Source organism: Campylobacter concisus (assembly GCF_002913745.1).
In the GTDB taxonomy this organism is placed as follows: domain Bacteria; phylum Campylobacterota; class Campylobacteria; order Campylobacterales; family Campylobacteraceae; genus Campylobacter_A; species Campylobacter_A concisus_R.
The window spans coordinates 18,705-37,966 of sequence record NZ_PPCG01000056.1 but is presented as its reverse complement, the minus strand read 5'-3'; the positions used below and the strand labels follow the sequence as shown (position 1 = coordinate 37,966).

At 40.2% G+C, this 19,262-nt stretch carries 17 protein-coding genes; 11 read left to right on the top strand and 6 right to left on the bottom strand.

Annotated features, from left to right (window positions below; translation table 11 throughout):
• Window positions 1–375: 375 nt before the first annotated feature.
• Complete coding sequence (gene aqpZ / locus CYO90_RS07415) at window positions 376–1,047, top strand: aquaporin Z (protein WP_258030690.1); 672 nt, start codon at window positions 376–378, stop codon at window positions 1,045–1,047.
• Window positions 1,048–1,174: 127 nt separating this feature from the next.
• Here aqpZ and CYO90_RS07410 read toward each other — a convergent pair whose 3' ends face one another.
• The 6 genes from CYO90_RS07410 to ccoG form a co-directional block, all read right to left on the bottom strand.
• The gene (locus CYO90_RS07410) at window positions 1,175–1,402 is read right to left on the bottom strand and encodes an ATP-binding protein (protein ID WP_103579037.1); all 228 of its coding nucleotides are present in this window, start codon (window positions 1,400–1,402) and stop codon (window positions 1,175–1,177) included.
• 21 nt (window positions 1,403–1,423) lie between these two features.
• Window positions 1,424–2,806, bottom strand: coding sequence for an efflux transporter outer membrane subunit (locus CYO90_RS07405; protein WP_103579036.1), 1,383 nt, complete (start codon window positions 2,804–2,806; stop codon window positions 1,424–1,426).
• A complete protein-coding gene (locus tag CYO90_RS07400; protein ID WP_103579035.1) occupies window positions 2,796–5,921 on the bottom strand; it encodes an efflux RND transporter permease subunit in 3,126 nt (1,041 codons plus the stop codon). The genes CYO90_RS07405 and CYO90_RS07400 overlap by 11 nt, the downstream gene beginning before the upstream one ends.
• A gap of 10 nt (window positions 5,922–5,931) precedes the next feature.
• A complete protein-coding gene (locus CYO90_RS07395; protein ID WP_103579034.1) occupies window positions 5,932–7,092 on the bottom strand; it encodes an efflux RND transporter periplasmic adaptor subunit in 1,161 nt (386 codons plus the stop codon).
• Between the two features lie 107 nt (window positions 7,093–7,199).
• The gene (locus CYO90_RS07390; RefSeq protein ID WP_103579033.1) at window positions 7,200–7,826 is read right to left on the bottom strand and encodes a TetR/AcrR family transcriptional regulator; all 627 of its coding nucleotides are present in this window, start codon (window positions 7,824–7,826) and stop codon (window positions 7,200–7,202) included.
• Window positions 7,827–7,856: 30 nt separating this feature from the next.
• Window positions 7,857–9,182 (bottom strand): cytochrome c oxidase accessory protein CcoG, encoded by a 1,326-nt coding sequence (ccoG, locus tag CYO90_RS07385; RefSeq protein ID WP_103579032.1) that lies wholly within the window; start codon window positions 9,180–9,182, stop codon window positions 7,857–7,859.
• Between the two features lie 144 nt (window positions 9,183–9,326).
• Between ccoG and rpsU the strand changes: the two genes are divergently transcribed.
• The 10 genes from rpsU to CYO90_RS07335 all read left to right on the top strand — a co-directional run bounded on the left by rpsU (window position 9,327) and on the right by CYO90_RS07335 (window position 19,186).
• Complete coding sequence (gene rpsU / locus CYO90_RS07380) at window positions 9,327–9,539, top strand: 30S ribosomal protein S21 (protein WP_009294994.1); 213 nt, start codon at window positions 9,327–9,329, stop codon at window positions 9,537–9,539.
• 103 nt (window positions 9,540–9,642) lie between these two features.
• On the top strand, window positions 9,643–10,275 hold the full coding sequence (locus CYO90_RS07375) for a DNA-binding protein (RefSeq protein ID WP_103579031.1): 633 nt from the start codon (window positions 9,643–9,645) through the stop codon (window positions 10,273–10,275).
• Window positions 10,272–10,889: a UPF0323 family lipoprotein gene (locus CYO90_RS07370; RefSeq protein ID WP_103579030.1), complete on the top strand. Its 618-nt coding sequence runs from the start codon at window positions 10,272–10,274 to the stop codon at window positions 10,887–10,889. The genes CYO90_RS07375 and CYO90_RS07370 overlap by 4 nt, the downstream gene beginning before the upstream one ends.
• Window positions 10,890–10,891: 2 nt before the next feature.
• A complete protein-coding gene (locus CYO90_RS07365; RefSeq protein WP_103579029.1) occupies window positions 10,892–12,073 on the top strand; it encodes a glutathionylspermidine synthase family protein in 1,182 nt (393 codons plus the stop codon).
• A gap of 2 nt (window positions 12,074–12,075) precedes the next feature.
• The gene (locus CYO90_RS07360) at window positions 12,076–13,005 is read left to right on the top strand and encodes a D-2-hydroxyacid dehydrogenase (RefSeq protein ID WP_103579028.1); all 930 of its coding nucleotides are present in this window, start codon (window positions 12,076–12,078) and stop codon (window positions 13,003–13,005) included.
• Between the two features lie 3 nt (window positions 13,006–13,008).
• Window positions 13,009–13,506, top strand: coding sequence for a YajQ family cyclic di-GMP-binding protein (locus tag CYO90_RS07355; protein ID WP_103579027.1), 498 nt, complete (start codon window positions 13,009–13,011; stop codon window positions 13,504–13,506).
• Between the two features lie 353 nt (window positions 13,507–13,859).
• Window positions 13,860–14,651 (top strand): DUF2314 domain-containing protein, encoded by a 792-nt coding sequence (locus tag CYO90_RS07350; RefSeq protein ID WP_103579026.1) that lies wholly within the window; start codon window positions 13,860–13,862, stop codon window positions 14,649–14,651.
• Between the two features lie 29 nt (window positions 14,652–14,680).
• Window positions 14,681–15,997 carry a hypothetical protein gene (locus CYO90_RS07345; RefSeq protein ID WP_103579025.1) on the top strand — a complete coding sequence of 439 codons (1,317 nt, stop codon included), beginning with the start codon at window positions 14,681–14,683 and terminating at the stop codon, window positions 15,995–15,997.
• A 190-nt stretch (window positions 15,998–16,187) separates the two neighbouring features.
• A complete protein-coding gene (locus CYO90_RS07340) occupies window positions 16,188–17,552 on the top strand; it encodes a coproporphyrinogen III oxidase family protein (RefSeq protein WP_103579024.1) in 1,365 nt (454 codons plus the stop codon).
• Window positions 17,552–19,186 (top strand): multidrug ABC transporter permease/ATP-binding protein, encoded by a 1,635-nt coding sequence (locus CYO90_RS07335; RefSeq protein ID WP_103579023.1) that lies wholly within the window; start codon window positions 17,552–17,554, stop codon window positions 19,184–19,186. The genes CYO90_RS07340 and CYO90_RS07335 overlap by 1 nt, the downstream gene beginning before the upstream one ends.
• The last annotated feature ends 76 nt before the right edge of the window (window positions 19,187–19,262 follow it).

Sequence of the window (19,262 nt, the reverse complement as noted above, 5' to 3'; positions counted from 1 at the left end):
GATACGTCATTTGCGAAATTTGGTCTAAAAAAGCCTATTTTACTCTTAATATTAATTGTTTTTCTTAAGGATTTGAATGTTTTATAAAATAGAAATTATAATAAAAAGGGTTTATTGTCTTGGTACTTAACTTAGAACGCAAAAAAATATTTTTGTTGTTATATAGGAAAAATACTAAATTCTTTCAGTGTGATATATAAAAACCACAAGAAAAATTTGAATTTTGCATAATGTTAATATTAAAAAATACCCCAAAACTTTATCTTTACAATATTTTGTAAAAGTCACAACTTTCTGCTAAAATCGCCCGTTTTTAAATTTACCTAAAAGGGAAGAGATGAAAAGATATTTAACCGAGTTTTTGGCACGTTTTGGTTGGTTTTTGGAGATTGCGGTAGTGCGATATTTGCTGCGGCTTTTCCGGAGCTTGGTATTGGCTTTGTAGGCGTTGCGTTTGCTTTTGGTCTTACAGTTCTTACGATGGCTTACGCAGTTGGTCACATCAGCGGCGGTCACTTCAATCCTGCTGTTTCGGTTGGCTTGCTAGTTGGCGGAAGATTTGACAAAAAAGACTTCGTGCCTTACGTCATCGCACAGGTTATCGGAGCGATCGGGGCTGCTGGCGTGCTATATCTCATCGCATCTGGTAAGGCTGGATTTGACGCTGCTGCGAGCGGTTTTGCTAGCAACGGATACGGCGAGCACTCACCAAATGGTTACAGCCTAGTTTCAGCGCTAGTTGCTGAGGTAGTTTTAACTGCGTTTTTCCTTATCATCATCTTAGGTGCAACTGATGAGCGTGCACCAAAAGGCTTTGCACCGATCGCTATTGGCCTTGGTTTGACACTTATCCACCTTATCTCGATACCTATCACAAACACATCAGTTAACCCAGCTCGTTCAACTGGCGTTGCGATATTCCAGGGCGGTTGGGCATTAGAGCAGCTTTGGCTTTTCTGGGTTGCGCCTATCGTTGGAGCGATCATAGGAGCTATCATTTATAGGATTTTAGGCTGCACATGCGGCTGCTGCAAAAGCGCAAAATAATTAAATTTTATACTTCAAGGGCGGTCTTCGCCCTTTCTACTCTTTGAAATTTAAATAAGTAAAAAGAAATTTATAAGATATTTTGGGGGATCATCTAAGAAATTTAATTCTTAGATGAAAAGAGGTTTTAGGCTTTTTTGAGCATCGCCCTAATAGGTATGATAAATATCGCTGCAACTAGGTAAAAAACGATACCAAAGACAGCTGCCATCATAAATATCTCGCCGATATCATAAAAACTAGACTCAAGTCTAATCGTATCGACGTAATTTATCGCAAACCATAATGCCACGCCAAGAACGATGGCAAAAACAAAAAATCCCCAAGAAAATAAGAAATTTAAGATCTTACTCACTGCTTTTCTCCTTTTGTAATTTTATTTTTCTAGCTTAAATCCGCCGCCAAAAGCCCTGTAAACTTCAACCGCGCTATCTACCTCATCAAGCTTTGCTGAGACGTCTTGAAGCTTTGCTTGAAGCAAATTTCTCTGTGCATCAAGAAGCTCTAGGTGTCCGATGTAGCCAGCGTCATACTGATCTTTGGCGAGCGAATAAATTTTTTGTTGCGATTGTAGCAAATTTTTCACCTGATCCAAAGAGAGCTTTGCATTTTGCCTTGATATAAGGGCGTCTCTGACCTCTCCAAGTGCAGTTTTTACCGTGCCTTCATAGGTGAGGGCTGCGATTTGCTCGTTTGTCTCGGCGATACGAATGTTATTTTTTGTTCTGCCGTAGTCAAAAATTTTCTGTGACAAACCAGCCCCAAGACTCCAAACACTAGCACTACTTATGAAAATTCTATTAAAATCCTCACTAGCAAAGCCAAAAAGCCCAGTAAGCGAGATCGTAGGGAAATAATCAGCCTTTGCCACACCAACAAGTGCATTTGTCGCTTTTAGATCAGCCAGTGCCTTTGCCACGTCACTTCTTCTAAGCAAAACATCTGAGCTTATGCCAGCGCTTATCTCAGGCGAAGCCGGCAAGGTCTGTGAACTAGCAACAGCTCCTTTTAAAATTTCATCATTGCTCTTACCTGTTAGAATGGCAAGTGAAGTAAGCGCTTGTGACTTTGAGTTTAGCACTGAAGTTAGGCTAGTTTTTGCTTTTTCCACTTCAGCTTTGCTTTGTAGATAGGTCATCTCGTTTATGCTACCAAGATCAAGCTGCGTCTTGCGAAGTGCTAACGTATCTTCGTAGGTCTTTAGTGTCTCTTTTAGCACCGCTTCTTGCATGTTTAGCGATACTAGAGCAAAGTAGCTTTTTGCCACACTTGAGCTAAGGCTTAGTCTGGCGCTATCATAGTCAAATTTGCTCGCATTTAAATTTTCATTAGCTGCAAGCACGCTATTTCTTACTCTACCCCAGAGATCTATCTCGTAGTTTAGCCCTAAATTTATGCTCGAACTTCTATAACGTGTTTGAGGCTGCTTGGTGTAAGTTTCACCACTGCTTTTTGCTTTGGTATAACTTGCATTTAAATTTACCCCAGGGAGCAAGTCAGCCTCAGCAACGCCAAGGCTCGCCTTTGCTTTTTGGAGATTTAAATACGCAATGCGTAAATTTGTATTTTTCTCAAGCGCACTTTCAACAAGAATATTTAAATTTTCATCTTTAAATTCCTTCCACCAAAGATCTCTTATATCGCTTGTTTCAAAACTATATGTTGAGGTGAAATTTGTATCCACATTTGGCATATCTGGACGAAACGAGCAACCAGCCAAAAATGCTGCTGTTATAAGTATAAACGCCTTATTTTTCATCTTTTTTTGCTCCCTTTTTCCAGTATTTTTCATTTAAATTTTCAAGCAAATAGTAAAACAACGGCACGAAAAATATCGCTATCGTAGTAGAAGCGATCATACCGCCAACCACGCCAGTTCCTAGTGAGTGGCGAGATGCAGCGCCAGCACCTGTGCTTATAACCATCGGGAAAACGCCTAGAGTAAATGCGATAGATGTCATGACGATAGGTCTAAAGCGAAGTTTTGCCGCGTTTATAGCTGCGTCAAATATACTCTTTCCGCTCTCGCGCTCTTGCATGGCAAATTCGACGATCAAGATGGCGTTTTTGGCCGCTAGACCGATTAGAAGCAAGAGTCCGATCTCAAAGTAGATATCGTTTGTTAGCCCTCTTAACCAAACAGCAAGCAACGAGCCAAATACCGCAAACGGCACGGCAGTGATAACAGCAAGTGGGATGAGCCATCTTTCGTACTGAGCGGCAAGGATCAAAAAGACAAAGACCATACCAAAGATAAAGGCGGTTGTGCCTGTTCCTTGAGAATTTACCTCCTGATATGCCGTTCCAGCCCAGCTGATAGAGTAATCATCGCTACTTAGAGTGTCATTTACGACCTCTTGGATCGCTCTTATCGCATCGCCTGATGTGTAGCCAGGTTTTGGATCGCCCATGATCTTAGCTGATGGAAAGAGGTTAAATCTATCGACGATATCAGGTCCGATCGATCTTGTAAGCGTTACGACCGAATTTAGTGGCACCATGCCGCCATCTTTTGAACGGACGAAAATTTTTCTTAGATCCTCAGGGTTGTTTCTAAAGTTATCGCTTGCCCTTGCATATACGCGGTACGACTTGCCTGCAAGGTTGAAGTCGTTTATGTAGTAAGAGCCAAAAGATGCGCCTATGGTGCTGAAAATTTCATTCTCGCTTACGCCAAATAGCTTTGCTTTTTCTTTATCAACTGTTATCTTAAACTGGCGGTAGTTCGTCTCGAGTGTTGTTCTTACGCTTTGTAGCTCAGGCCTTGCATTTGCTGCTGCAGCTACCTTTCTAGCGTCAGCCTCTATCTCGTTGTAGCTCTTGCCGCTCTTGTTTTGTAGGTACATTTCAAAGCCACCAGTCATTGATAGGCCCATGATAGGAGGTAAATTTACAACAAAGGTCATTGAGTTTTTAGAGCCCCAAAGCATGCCGTTAAACTGCCCAGCCAAGGCATCTGCACCGTCCGTTGCACCTTTTCTTTCATTCCAGTCTTTTAGCTTGATAAAGCTGATGGCTGAGTTTTCTCTAAGAGAGCTAGCGAGCATATCATAACCTGCAAAGCCCATGGCAAATTCGACATTTGGATTGCTCAAAATGGCGTTACTAATAGATTTTACCTCTTCTTTAGTCTTTAGCATATTTGTAGAAGGTGGAAGCGAGGTGATAACCATCAAAGCACCCTTGTCTTCTGAAGGCACAAGCCCTTTTGGCACTTTCTGAAATAGCCCATACGTTGCAAATCCCATGATGCCAATGACTATAAAGCTGATAATGACGTGTTTTAAAATTTTTGCCACGCCTGCTGTGAAAATTTTGGTACTAAAATCAAAAAAGTCGTTAAATTTCTGAACGATCCAAAATGGCTTGTTCTCTTGCTTTTTAAGCATAACCGCACAAAGTGCTGGTGTAAGCGTAAGAGCGACGAAGCCAGAGATACAAACAGAGACGACAAGTGTTAGCGCAAACTGCTTTTGGATAACGCCCACAAAGCCTTCCATAAAAGATACAGGCACGAAAACTGCGCAAAGTACTAGCACGATAGAGATAACTGGAGTTTGTACCTCCTCCATAGCCTTAAATGTCGCATCTTTTACGCTTATATTTTTATCTTCGTGCAAAATTCTCTCGACGTTTTCTATAACGATGATTGCGTCATCCACGACGATACCGATGGCTAGGATCAGGGCAAAAAGCGTGATCAAATTTATACTAAAGCCCATGATATAAAGTCCGCCAAATGTACCTATGATAGAGACTGGCACGGCGAGCATCGGTATGATGGTGGCTCTAAAGCTCTTTAAGAAGAAGTACATTACGACAAGAACAAGTAGCATCGCCTCAATGAAAGTTTTGATAACCTCATTGATTGAAACGGTGATAAATTCAGTTGGGTTGTAGGCTATGGTGTGCTCTAGACCAACTGGGTAGGTTTTCTTTAGCTCTTCAAGCTTTGCAGCGACTGCCTCTGCAGTTGCAAGTGCGTTTGCATCATTTTGCAAAAATAGCAAAAGTGGCACTGCTGGCTTGCCATTTAGCATAGCATCTGATGCGTAGCTAGCAGCTCCAAGCTCGATAGTGGCGACCTCTTTTAGTTTTACGACGCTGCCGTCCTCACTCTTTATCAAAATTTCGCCAAACTGCTTTGGATCTTTAAAACGACCTTCAGAAACAACCGAGTAAACATAAGGATTTTCACCTTTTGATGGCTGCTCGCCGATCTTGCCGGCTGCGTATTGTGAGTTTTGAATTTTTACTTGAGAGATGACGTCGCTTGGAGTTAGTTTAAGCTGAGCAAGTCTGTCTGGGTTTAGCCAAATTCTCATTGAGTACTCTTTGTTGCCAATGAGCGCTGTATCGCCGATACCTTTTACTCTTTTGATCTCGTCGGCGATGTTTAAATTTACATAGTTATATAGCTCAACTAGGTTCATATTTGGATTTGTAAAGCCAACTACTTGAAGGATCGAGCCGCTTCTTTCACGCACCGTTACGCCCATGTTTTGCACCTCTTGAGGTAGCCTTGAAAGGGCAGCTTGGACGCGGTTATTTACATCTATCGTAGCTTGTTTTGACGATGAGCCGATCTTAAAATATACGCTTATATTCATTGTACCAGCAGAGCTTGATGTGCTTTGCATATAAAGCATATTTTCAACACCATTTATCTGATCTTCGATCGCACTTGCAACTGAGTCGGCAATAGTCTGCGCGTCAGCACCGCTATATGTCGCAGTTACAGAGACAGTAGGCGGAGTAAGACTTGGATACTCCTCTATCGGAAGCCCCTTTATGCCCATAAGACCTGCTATAACTATGATGATAGATATAACGGTTGCAAATATCGGACGATTTATGAAAAATTTTGAAAACATCTATCTGCCTTTACTTGCTTTTTGTAGCGTTTGCGTCTTTGCCATTTATAAATTCTGCGCTTAGGTCTTTATCAGTTTCAACTGGTGCGCCAACTCCGATTTTAAGGAAGTTATTAACTATTATCTTATCGCCCTCTTCAAGACCCTCAGTCACTACGACCATATCTTTTGTTTGGTAGCTAGTTTTTACATTTTTTTGGCCTACTTTGCCATCTTTCACGACCAAAACATAAGAGTTTGTAGCGCTTTGTTGAAGGGCGACTTGCGGGATATTAAAGGCATTTTTTTGAACAAAACCGCTCATCTTTATATGGCCAAACGCACCTGGTAAAATTTTACCCTCGCTGTTATCAAAGCTAGCCTTTGCCAAAACGCTGCCAGTTGCGGTATTTACGACATTATCTATAAATGTCACCTTGCCAGTGAAATCTTCATTGTTTAAATTTAAAACAGCCTCGCTATTTAGTTGCTGCCAAGCGCCACTATCTAAATTTGCTTTTCTGCTTAGATTATCCACGTCTGCGATGTAAAAGTCAGCCTCGATCGGATTTATCTTAGTTAGCCTTACAAGCTGAGTTTGGCTCGCTACTACAAGTGAGCCAACATCGACTAAGTTATCGCCCACTACGCCGTCAAATGGAGCCACTATGCTTGTGTATCCTAGATCTATTTTTGCACTTTTTAAATTTGCTTTTGCGCTTACTAAATTTGCATTTGCGATGTCGTAAGCTGCAACGGCTGCGTCGTAGTCTTTTTGAGAGACTGCATTTTTCTTATAAAGGGCAGAAATTCTTTTAAACTCAGTCTCGGCATTTTTTAAATTTGCATTTGCCACGCCAACAGAGGCATCAAGTGAGTCGTAGCTAGCTTGATATTTCTCTGGATCTATGAGAAATAGCTTCTCTCCAGCCTTAACCTTGTCGCCTGGCTTAAAAAACTGCTTTATGATCGTGCCGCCAACCTTTGGATAGATGATGACATCTTGGTTACTAGTAACCGTGGCTGTGTAGTCAAAGCTAATGGGCACATCTGCTTTTTGTGCAACAAATATATCAACATGAGATGTTGGCATCTGGCGGCCTGTAGCAGCCTTTTTGTCGCCACTTTCAAAGCAGCCAGAAAGCAAAAAAACGGCAGCTGAAAGCACAAGAAAACTCTTAAATTTCAACATAAAAACCTCTCTTAATTTTAAATTTTAATCCCAATTTTAGTTTTGTAATTTTCATTACAAATTATAAAAGTCACTGACTATAACTAAATATAAATTAAAAGTCAATTCTACTTTTTAATGATGCCATTTAAAAATAGTTCAACACACAAAGCAACGTGCTCTTCACGCTCTTTTTTGCTTAGTTTTGGCTCCTCGTATAATATGAGAGCGTTGTAGTAATGTGACCCCTTTACATTTTCTATAAAGCATTTTGCAGCAAATTTGGCTGGAAATTTTGGATTAAGCTGTGCTTTTATCTCATCTCTTTCAAAGAAATTTATAAGCACAAGGTCGATCTTGTTTAAAATTTGATCCAAAAATACCCTGCCAAGCTTGCCACCATTTTTAGAGCTCTCGCTTATCATGGTTCTGCTAAGCAAGACACTTTTTTTGGTGCAGACGATGGAGAGGATGATAGTTGCAAATTTGGTTAAAAACTCCTCCAAGCTGTGAGAAATTTTAAGATCTATTTTTTCATCGATCTCTTTTATAAAGTCATCTATCTCTTGCTCGATGATCGCTTGAAAAAGCCCCTCTTTGCTCTCAAAAAATGTATAAATGCTAGCAAGCGAACCGCCGCTTATCGCCACGATATCGCTAAGGCTTGCCTTTTCGTAGCCATTTTTTAAAAATAGATCAAGTGCTGTTTTTACGATGAGCTCGTATCGTTTTTTGCCTTTTTCTGAGATCGCCATTTCAATTCTCGCTAAATTTTCGCCATTTTATCATCTTTTAGGATAGATAAAGGTGCTAGCTCTTTGCACGCTGATAGTTGGCTCGTCGGTGGCGTAAGCTTTTATATTTATATGTTTTAAAAGATCTTTTTCACTTGTGTTTTCATTTTTTGATTTTAGTGTGACGATGACCTTTTGTTTCGCGCCAGCTTTTAGCGTAAAAGGCTTATTTGGACGAGAAATTTCTATGCTTTTATCATCTATCTCAAAGTAAAATTTATGATCCTTGCTTTGGGTATTTTGCACTAAAAATACGTAAGAATTTTCAACCTCACCTTGATCTAAAACCTTGTAAAGCTCGCTTGTTCTATTTATATTTAAAAGCATGCTCTCTTTTTTACTACTCATCAGTGCCGCAGCTACCAAAACTACGCACAAAATGACAAGATAAGCAACCGTTCTAAATCTAAAAATTTTCACCTTTTTATTTTCATTTTGAGAATTTATACTTCTCCACTCTATAAGCGAGCTTTCGTTAAAATGCCCCATCACTTTAGCACACGCGTCGCTACACTCAAGGCAGTTTATGCACTCAAGCTGCATGCCTTTTCTTATATCTATATGCGTCGGACATATCCTAACGCACGCCTCGCATCCAGTACAAAGCGCGCCTTCTTCTTTTGGCTTTTTAAATTTCTCTTTGCCATCATATATGACGCCGCCTCGTTTTTGATTGTAGATGACTTGGATCGTGTCGCTATCAAACATAACTGACTGCACCCTCGCATACGGGCAGACATAGACGCAGAAATTCTCTTTTAAAATGACCACGTCATAGACTAGCCAAGCAGCGATGCTAAGCCAAAACGCAAGTAAAATTTTATGTTCGCTTGCATCATTTAGATAAGCGAAAAAATCAAGTGGCGGCACAAAAAACCACAAGAAATTTGCAGCTATGATGAGAGCTAAAACGCACCAAATTCCAACTGCTAATGCACGCTTAAAAATTTGACCTTGTGGCTCATTTTGTTTGTTTTGGATGTTTTTTCTGATCTTTAAAATTTTAGTCTGCAAAAGGTCACGAAAGACCGCTCTAAAAATGGTCTGCGGACAGCTCCAACCGCACCAGACACGCCCTGCAAGCGTCGTTAGGAAAAATATGCTTAAAAACAAAGTGATAAACAAAAACGGCATCAAATATAGCTCTTGCATATCAAATTTTGTAAAAAATAGATCGACTCTGCTCTTATCAAAGCTCAGCAAAAATAGCTGCGCGTCATTTATCCTGATAAATGGCAAAATAAATACAAATAACGTGATACAGGCAAAAAAAATGTAACGCCTCTTGGCGTAGCTAAGATGAAGATCCTTTGACATGGTGAGCCTTTTTTTAAATTTTAAGATTATAAATTTTAGGTTATTAAAAAAGTATTAAATATTTTAAATTTGCCTAAAAAGCTTAAATTTATAAAAAACAGACTATACTCACGGCTTATTTTAATCTGAAAGGTGGTGAGGACGTTGCCTGGTATTAAGGTACATCCTAACGAGTCATTTGACGAGGGTTACAGAAAGTTTAAAAAACAAACTGACCGTAACTTAGTAGTAACTGAAGCAAGAGCTAGACGCTTCTTTGAGCCTAAAACTGAGATCCGCAAGAAACAAAAAATTGCAGCTCGCAAGAAAATGCTTAAACGTCTTTATATGCTTAGACGCTACGAGTCAAGACTCTAAAACCAAGACAAAGAGGGCTTTGCTCTCTTTGTTTAACTCTTCTTTTAGCCTTATTTTTTTATAATCAAAGCAATTTTTTTATTTTATTTTAAACGGAAATCCGATGCAAAAGCTAGCTGTAAATGAAGCTGCAGAAATTTTAGGCATAACAAAAGAAGCAGTCTATAATAGAATCCGCCGAGGCTCGTTAAAAACGGTCATTGAAAATGGCACAAAATTTGTCATCCTTGACGAGGAGCCAGGTAGCGAAAAACCTACAAAAACCGCCCCAAAAAGCACAAAAACTAAATCCCAAAACGACGAGTTTGTAAGCTATTTGTTAAATGAGCTAAATGAGCTAAAGAGCTTAAATTTAAACTTACAAGCCGATAAAGATAGGCTCTTTAAAGAAAAAGAGCAGATGCTCATCGAGCGAAAAAATGAAATTTTGCAAATTTACAAGGACAGAGACGAGAAGCTCATGCAGTTTCTAAATGCTATGCAAAGACCACTTTTAGCACCTAAAAATGAAAGTGCCGCAAACGAAGTGGCGATAGATGCGCAGATAGAGGACGAGTCAAAATGGATAAATTTAAGCGAATATCTAAAGGAGTTAAATTTAAAGCCAAAAGCGACAAAAAAGATCAGTGAAAAGATAATAAAAGCGATACATCACTCCAAATTTATCAAATTTAAACGCGGTGTGATACTTGTTAGAAGACATAAAAATTTAAAAGAGTTGATAGGAGAGATATGAAACACATTAAAAAAATAGCAACATATGCTGCGGTTGGAGGATTTGGTGCCATTATCATGGCTGGACTTGCTGGTTGTGGAAGCGACGATGGCGGCAATGAAAACGCACTAAACGAAGTTGCGCAAAAAAATGGCGCCTTTGTCATCATCGAGGAGAGCGCACCTGGCGTTTATAAAATTTTAGAAGAGTATCCAAGTACCGAAACTAGGGTCGTTTTAAAAGATATGAACGGCACTGAGCGTGTGCTAAGCAAAGACGAGATCGATAAGCTTCTAGCTCAAGCAAACGCAAAGATCGACAACAACACTTCAAATTTGACAAGAACTAGCGATGCACAGCTAAGTAGCGGTGGGCTAAGCCTTGGCGAGACGATCCTTGCCTCAGCAGCTGGCGCGATACTTGGTAGCTGGATAGGCAGTAAGCTATTTGGCAACCAAAATTTCCAAGCAAATCGCCAAAGCACATATAAAAATCCAAGTGCCTATACAAGAAGTGTCGATAGCTTTAACAAGCAAAAAACGGCAAATTCTGCTGCAAGAAGCAGTGGCGGTAAGAGTGGATTTTTCGGTGGTGGCTCAAAGTCAGGCTCTAGCTCATCAAGCTTTGGAGGCTGAAAATGATAAATTTAAGAAAAATCACCCCGTTAAACAACGAATTTATGGAGAAAATCGGCTTTGCATGGCATACAGATAACGACAATAGCTCGTATATCGCAGATGAGATCGTGCAAGTAAGCGAAAAAGAGGCAAATGCCTACTACGAGGCGGCAAACGAGCTATATGATATGTATGTAAATGCCGCTCAGCACGTGATCGACAACAATCTTTTTCACGAGATAGGCATACCATTTAACCTTGTTGATATCATAAAAAATAGCTGGGAAAATGACGTTCACTGGCACCTTTATGGCAGATTTGACCTAGCTGGCGGGCTTGATGGTAAGCCTATAAAGCTCATTGAATTTAACGCTGACACGCCAACGGCAGTTTTTGAGACGGCGATCATCCAGTGGGCTATGCTAAAGCTAAATCACATGGACGAAGCAGCCCAGTTTAACGACCTTTACGAGTCGCTAAAGCAAAATTTCAAACGCCTTATTACGCTTGGCGACGAGGATGCGGACTTTGACGAGCTTTACGAGGGCTGGGGGATACTCTTTAGCAGCATCGCAGGCAGTATCGAGGACGAGCAGACCGTAAAACTACTGCAATACATCGCAAAAGAGGCTGGCTTTGAAACAGACTTTGCCTACGTTGATGAGGTCGTTTTTAACGATGATGAGGGCATTTTTAAAGGTGATGAAAATTTCGAGTATTGGTTCAAGTTAGTGCCTTGGGAGAGCATAGCTATCGATGAGGGCGAGCTGGCTTTGATACTTTCAAACATTGTCAAAAATCAAAAAGCTATCATCATAAATCCAGCCTACACGCTGCTTTTCCAAAGCAAAGGGATATTAAAAATCCTTTGGGATCTATATCCTAATCACCCGCTCTTGCTTGAGACCTCAAATGAGCCACTAAAAGGCAAAAAATATGTGAAAAAGCCGGTATTTGGTAGAGAAGGTGCAAACGTCTCTATATACGATGAAAACGGCGCACAAATAGCAAGCAATGATGGCGAATACGACTCAAACAAAGCCATCTATCAAGAATTTTACGAGTTTAACCAAGACGAAAAAGGCGAGAGTTACCAAGCAGGGGTATTTTACGCTTATGAGGCATGCGCGCTTGGATATAGAAAAGGCGGCAAAATTTTAGATAACTACTCTAAATTTGTAGGACATTTCATTAAGGACTAAAGATGAAGATTGTTTGTTTGGACGCGGCAACGCTTGGAGAAAACGTTGATCTTAGTGTTTTTAAGAAATTTGGCGAGTTTATCAGCTACCAAAAAACCAAGAGCGAAGAGGTCGTGCCACGTCTAAAGGGCGTTGACGTCGTCATCACAAACAAGGTCGTCATCGACAAAGCCGTGATGGATGCGCTAAATTTAAAGCTTATTTGCATAAGCGCAACTGGCATGAATAATGTCGATCTAGAGCACGCAAAAGCTAAAAACATAGCTGTTAAAAACGTCGCTGGCTACTCAACCCCAAGCGTCGTTCAGCACACATTTGCCTTGCTTTTTGAGCTAACAAATCGCATCAAATTTTACGATCACTACGTAAAAAGTGGCGAGTGGATGAAGAGTGAAATTTTCACCTATCTTGGTGCAGATATCAGCGAGATCGCTGGCAAAGAATTTGGCATCATCGGACTTGGCGAGATAGGATGCGGCGTGGCGGCGGCAGCACGTGCATTTGGCGCAAACGTTAGCTACTACTCGACAAGCGGAGCAAATAAAAATAGCGAATTTAAGCAAAAAAGCCTATATGAGCTATTAAGAAGCAGCGACATCATCAGCATCCACGCACCGCTAAATGAAAAGACTAGAAATTTACTAGGCATAAACGAGATAAATTTGCTAAAAGATGAGGCGATAGTGCTAAATTTAGGACGTGGCGGCATAGTGGATGAAGCAGCGATGGCAAGGGCGATAGATGAGAGAAATTTACGCTTTGGCACCGACGTTTTAGAAAGCGAGCCAATGAGCAAAAATAGCCCATTTTTAAATGTAAAAAACAAAGAAAATCTACTCATCACGCCGCACGTAGCATGGGGCAGTTTGGAGGCTAGAAAACGGCTAATTTCACTGATAGTTAAAAATATAGAAGAATTTATAAAAGGATAGAAAATGGCAAGCGAACATAGCTTTGATATAAGCGCTGAAGTCGATATGATGGAGGTTAAAAACGCTCTTGAGACGGCTAAAAAAGAGATCGCTGCGAGGTATGACTTTAAGGGGCTTGCGGCTGAAGTAGAGCTAAATGAAAAAGAGAAATTTATCACGCTTCTTAGCTCAAGTGACAACAAGATCGACGCTCTAAAAGATGTCGTGATCTCAAAGCTCATCAAGCGCAACATCCCACCAGTGGCGATCACAGAGACAAAAAGAGAGCCAGCGAGTGGGGGAAATTTAAAGGCAACGCTAAAGCTAAACGACACTCTTGACGGCGAAAACTCAAAAAAGATCACCAAGGCTATCAAGGACTCAAAGATCAAAGTAAGTGCGCAGATCAGGGGTGAAGAGATCAGAGTGACAAGCAAAAGCATAGACGATCTGCAGGAGTGTATAAAGCTGGTTAGGGGGCTAAACCTAGAGCTTCCGATAAGCTTTAAAAACCTAAAATAATGGCTTCTCGTGAGCGCCTTTAAATGAGCTAGAAAAATTCTCGCTCCGCAGGCTATATCGCATATTTTCGCTTTATTATACGTCGTTGATTCAAATTTTTGCTCGGTCATTACCAACTCGGTAACTCCCGTCACAAAAATTTAAATCGCCTCGCCTAATTTTGCGAAAACGTCGCATGGTTTTTATAGTGAAATCTTGCAGACTTGCAGGCTAAATTTGTGAAATAGCTGCGTGACTTTTACATTTAAAATTTCGCATGATTTTGTATCTAAAATTTGGCGTATTCGTGGATGAAATTTCGCCTTATTGTTTTATTTAAATTTGATCTATCTAAATTCTAAAAAGGAGTAAAAATGGGCTTTTTTGAGAAAATACTTGGTAAGCAAATAGACCTTGGCGAGCAGATGCCGATCTATTTTGTAAGTAGCGACGAAGACTACATGCAGCACGCATTTGAGCACGCTCGTGAGAGCTTTAAGTATTTTTGGCGTGAGCTTTACTGGGAGCGCCGCAGGATCGCGCCTATGCTTGATTATGCGATGGTAAAAATTTGCTTTTTAGACGTCATAAATGGCGAAGAAGTTGGCGAGCACATGTGGGTAAATGACGTTGAATTTGACGGCGAGACGATATATGGCACGCTCGTAAATGAGCCAGATAGCGTGCAAAACGTCAAAGTTGGCGATCAAATAAGCGCAAAATTTACCGATATGAGCGACTGGCTCTTTGCGATAGATGGACGTGCTTATGGCGGATTTAGCGTGCAGGCGATGCGCTCACGCATGCAAAAAGATGAGCTAGCTGAGCATGACGCGGCTTGGGGGCTTGATTTTGGCGATTTTAAAGATATTTTGGTAGTTTTCGAGCAAAAAGAGCATCCAGAAAATTTGATAGAGCATCCGATGAGCAAAAATATGCGTGATCAGGTTGAAAAATATATAAAAGAGCATCCAAGCATGGTCGCAGACACCGATGAGCTTGGCTTTACGCAGCTTCACCACGAGGCACTTGCTGGGAATTTAACGATCGTAAATCTTTTGCTAGAAAATGGTGCTAGCAAAAACGCCCGCACAAAAAGTGGCAAAACCGCAGCCCAGCTTGCTAAGCAAATAGGCTGGAGCGAAATCGCAAAGGTGCTTAAATAGCATTTTGTGTAAATTTTTAGGATTTAAATTTGAGTTATCAAGACATTTTAGATGAAAAAGATGAGAGCGTAAAAGAGGCTAGTAAATTTATAAATTTTATTAAGGCTAGGTTTTTAAACTCTCATATCATAGGCAGCAAACAAGGTAGGCTAATAGCGTTTTTAGAAAACGAATGCGAGCTTTATTTAAAGCTAAATAGGACAAATTACGCTGAAATTTCAAAGGAGCTTAGCGAGCTAAAAGAGCGAATTTGCTTTGTGATCTTAGACATAAAAGATGAGATCACAAAGGATTTTGAAGACAAAAACTATGAAATTTATAAAGGCGCAGCAGATAGCGAGGAGGAGCGCCTTGAAAAGATAAAAAATGAGCTGCTTTCTAATTCGTATTTTGAGAGCCGTCTTGGCGAGCACTCGGCAAATTTAAAGGCAAATTTCATAAAAGAGTGTGTTGCTTTTTTCTTTAAACACTCAAATTTCATCGTTCCAGTCGTTAGCATGCTTTGCTACTTTTTGTATTTTGGCTTTGAGATCGGCTATTTTCCGAGTTTAGATAGCGCTGAGATGATATTTACAGGCATTTTGCTCTTTTGTGCGACCGCGATCGTGACAGCTTTTGAGATCGCTATCTTGGTCTTTGTCTCCTACCTTTATCAAAATGATGATAAAAAATATAAATTTAAAAAGCCAAAATTTCTATTTTTTTATAGCTCAAATTTCATCTATTTTTTAACGCTCATCTCATTTGCCATTTTAGCCTTTGCGGCATTCAAGCTAAACTACGGCTGGGGCGCCATTTTATCGCTACTTTTGCTCTCTTATGCTGGGGTAAATTTGGCAGTTTTCTTTAAAGATAGATCAAATTTCATCATCTATCTTTTATCGCTTATCATGCTTTTGCTTTTTATCATTTCGGTTGTTGTCTTAAAAGATGGTGGATTTTTGGCACTTTGGATACTCTTTTGCTCGTTTATGCTCTCTTTTATGCTGGGCGTTGCGAGCATCAAAGAGACAAGGGACTTTTTATTTATTTTTTACGCTGCGCTTTCGCTTATGATCGTTTCAAACTCACTTTTGTTTATCAAATACACAGCAAAAACCTTTAACATAGGCGATGTGGATTATAAATTTTTGCTTGTAGATAAAAGTGCGTTAAAAGCGCTACCTAGCTCACTTTGCGAGACAAAAGGCAAAGAGCAAACGCCTTGCGAGATAGATGAAAAGGCGGTTAAAATTTATGATGTGAAGTCACTTTGCAATATCGGTAAATTTTACTACTTGCAGACAAAAGACGGAGTGAAATTTGAGCTTGACTCAAGCAAGGTCATCTCAAGAGTAAAAGAGTAAGTAGGCTAAGCTTAAATTTATAGAGCAAAAGCGAGTTAGATATGTAAAAATCGCAGGTTTGTAAAAATAGAAAATTTAAAAAATGATTGCATTTTTTACTCAAAATTTACGTTAATGCAAGGCTAAATTTATTAAAATTTGGCTATCCTAATGGACTAAATTAAAATTAACTTATTTAAGGCGATTAATTATGATTTTTAAAAATATCATTGAGAGTTTTGCTGTAAATTACGCTCATAATTCTATACAAAAATCGCTATATAACGAATTTAACATAGACATTTTAAACACGACTTACACCAAAACTCCAAAAAAAGACAAAAAGTATATGCTCTACGCTCACGTGCCATTTTGTCACACATTTTGCCCGTATTGCTCGTTTCACAAGTACCACTACGAGCATGAGCTTGCCAAAATTTACTTTGAAAATTTACGCGAGGAGATGAGGCAGATAAAAGAGGCTGGTTTTGACTTTGACTCGCTTTATGTGGGCGGTGGTACGACGCTTATAAACGAGCCAGAGCTTGAAAAGACGCTAAAGCTAGCAAAAGATCTCTTTAGCATAGAGGACATCTCAGCAGAGAGCGACCCAAATCATATCTCACCAGAGAGCCTAAGCCGTTTTGATGGGCTCATCAACCGCTTAAGCGTAGGCGTGCAAAGCTTTGATGATGAGACTTTAAAAAGGGTTGGCAGATATGAGAAATTTGGCTCAGCCGAGGAGACAAAAAGAAAGATAGAGCTGGCTATCGGCAAGATCCCAGTTATCAGCCTAGATCTCATCTTTAACCTGCCAAATCAAACAAAAGAGCAGCTAATAAACGACATAAACACTGCAAAATCGATCTCTCCACAGCAAATCACCTTCTATCCGCTCATGAAATCAGAGCTAACAAGAGAGAACATCGCCCGCGCACTTGGCGTCTCAAACGTCGATAATGAGCGCGAATTTTACGAGATCATCGTGAGTGAATTTGCTAAAGGTGGCTATAAGCAAAGCAACGCTTGGGCGTTTTCAAATGAAAAAAGCGCAGACCTTCGCGACGAATATGTAGGCTCAAATTTAGAGTACGTGGGCGTTGGTAGTGGCGCGTTTAGCTTCTTAAACGGCGAGCTTGTGATAAATGCCTTTAACCTACTTGACTACGGCAGAAAGATCAAAGAAAGACAAAGCCCAGTCATCGCAAAATGCGCATTTAGCAAAAAAGAGAGACTAAAATATACATTTTTAACAAGGCTTTTTGACGGTGCCGTGGATATCAAAACCTATAATGAGCAAAACGAGGCAAACATCAACAAAGACCTATTTGTCGAGCTTAGCTTGCTAAAACTTGTAAATGCGATCTACGAAGAAAATGGCGTTATCAAGCCAACATTTTTTGGCAAATACATCTGCGTCGTGCTTATGCGAGACTTCTACGCTGGCATGGACAAGGTGCGCGCGATATTTAAGGATGACGCAAAGATCAAACGCAGCAAGGTGCTTCACATCATGAGTGAAAATACCGAGCAAAAATTTGATCAAAACATCATTCAGCCACGTGCTGCCATGTAATGCTTGCAAATTTAATAAAAAGCAATCTTTTTTCAATAATCAAAATAGTGATCCTGACGCTTGCCTTTAGCGGGCTTGGCGTCTGGACGCTCTCTTTTATCAACAACGAACTTGTAAATTTAAAAGAATTTAACGCTCCCTTGGCGGTTAAATTTATAGTGGTTTTACTCCTCTTTTTTCTAAGCGCCATCGCTGCAAACATCTCACTCACAAATTTTGGACATAAATTTATTTACGAGCTTAGATACCAAAGCGTAAAGCAAATTTTAGACACGCCAAATAGCGTGATAAACGAGATCGGCAAGGCAAAGATCATAGCAAGTCTAAACAACGACATAAAAACGATCACATTTGCCTTTATGAGCGCTACTGGCTTCATACAAAGCCTAGTTTTCATCATCTGTGCTAGCATCTATCTTTGCGTGATCGCGCCAAAAGTTTTTATATTTCTGGCCGTTTGGATCGGCGTAACGCTTTTTATAAACACGCTTTTGATGAAAAAGATCCACTTTTACTTTAAAGACTCAAGGACGCAAGATGACGCGCTGCAAAGGCACTACGACGACATCGTTGAGGGGCATAGAGAGCTTAGTCTAAACAGAGCAAGAGCGCAAATTTGCTTTGATGAGCTAAATTTGACAGGCGACAAGAAGCGCCAAAGCATGGTAAAAGCTGACGTATTTCACGCGCTAAGTGATAATTTCACAAACGTAATGCTCCTTGGCGCAGTCGGACTTTGCGTATTTTTGTGCGTGGCATTTGGCTGGGCGAGCCTGCAAACAGCACTTAGTATCAGTCTAACGATACTATTTTTAAGAGGCTCGTTTATGAGCATGGTTGGCTCCATACCAGCCGCACTTAGCGCAAAAGTGAGCTTAGAAAAGATCATGAGTTTAAATTTAAATGAATTTAAAGAGGGCTTTAAATTTGACGATAGTCTAAGTGGCGAGTGGCAAAGTATCAGACTAAAGGATATAAATTTCAACTACGAGCAGGGCAAATTTAGCCTAAATGATGTAAATTTAGAGATCAAACGCGGTGAGATAACATTTATCATCGGTAAAAATGGCAGCGGCAAAAGCACGCTTATAAACATTCTTTGCGGACTTATCCGCCCAAGTAGCGGTGAAATTTACCTTGATAGCACAAAGATAGATGATGCAAATTTACAAAGCTATCAAGCAAAGATAAGTGCTATTTTTGCTGATTTTTATCTATTTTCGCAAACGCTCTCTCGTGACGGCTTTGCCAGCCAAAGCGATATAGAGGGGCTCTTGGCTCTGCTTGAGATAGATAAAAAGGTAAGTGTCATTGATAATAAACTTAGCACCACGCAGCTCTCAACCGGTCAGCGAAAGCGACTAAGCCTGCTAATAGCCATCTTAGAGCGCCGCTCTATCCTTATCCTTGATGAGTGGGCGGCCGATCAAGACCCATTATTTAAGCGTAAATTTTATAAAGAAATTTTGCCGTTTTTGCAAAGCAAAGGCATAAGCGTCATCGCCGTAAGCCACGATGATAGCTACTTTGACGTGGCAACTAGGATCATTTTAGTAAAAGACGGCTTTGTGCGCGAGCTTGATGAGGCTGAGCGCATAAGTGCTGCAAAAGACGCCGTTGAGAAGATAAAATAAGAGTATTTTTTACACAAAAAGAGATTTGAGTGCGCTACTCTTGAGCTATTTCAAGATCAAATAAATTTAAATTTAG

What these genes read in the sequence shown, in the direction of transcription:
- CYO90_RS07405 (WP_103579036.1), bottom strand. Translation starts at nt 2,806, where the DNA reads ATGAAAAATAAGGCGTTTATACTTATAACAGCAGCATTTTTGGCTGGT.
- CYO90_RS07400 (WP_103579035.1), bottom strand. Translation starts at nt 5,921, where the DNA reads ATGTTTTCAAAATTTTTCATAAATCGTCCGATATTTGCAACCGTTATA.
- CYO90_RS07395 (WP_103579034.1), bottom strand. Translation starts at nt 7,092, where the DNA reads ATGTTGAAATTTAAGAGTTTTCTTGTGCTTTCAGCTGCCGTTTTTTTG.
- CYO90_RS07390 (WP_103579033.1), bottom strand. Translation starts at nt 7,826, where the DNA reads ATGGCGATCTCAGAAAAAGGCAAAAAACGATACGAGCTCATCGTAAAA.
- ccoG (WP_103579032.1), bottom strand. Translation starts at nt 9,182, where the DNA reads ATGTCAAAGGATCTTCATCTTAGCTACGCCAAGAGGCGTTACATTTTT.
- CYO90_RS07375 (WP_103579031.1), top strand. Translation starts at nt 9,643, where the DNA reads ATGCAAAAGCTAGCTGTAAATGAAGCTGCAGAAATTTTAGGCATAACA.
- CYO90_RS07370 (WP_103579030.1), top strand. Translation starts at nt 10,272, where the DNA reads ATGAAACACATTAAAAAAATAGCAACATATGCTGCGGTTGGAGGATTT.
- CYO90_RS07365 (WP_103579029.1), top strand. Translation starts at nt 10,892, where the DNA reads ATGATAAATTTAAGAAAAATCACCCCGTTAAACAACGAATTTATGGAG.
- CYO90_RS07360 (WP_103579028.1), top strand. Translation starts at nt 12,076, where the DNA reads ATGAAGATTGTTTGTTTGGACGCGGCAACGCTTGGAGAAAACGTTGAT.
- CYO90_RS07355 (WP_103579027.1), top strand. Translation starts at nt 13,009, where the DNA reads ATGGCAAGCGAACATAGCTTTGATATAAGCGCTGAAGTCGATATGATG.
- CYO90_RS07350 (WP_103579026.1), top strand. Translation starts at nt 13,860, where the DNA reads ATGGGCTTTTTTGAGAAAATACTTGGTAAGCAAATAGACCTTGGCGAG.
- CYO90_RS07340 (WP_103579024.1), top strand. Translation starts at nt 16,188, where the DNA reads ATGATTTTTAAAAATATCATTGAGAGTTTTGCTGTAAATTACGCTCAT.
- CYO90_RS07335 (WP_103579023.1), top strand. Translation starts at nt 17,552, where the DNA reads ATGCTTGCAAATTTAATAAAAAGCAATCTTTTTTCAATAATCAAAATA.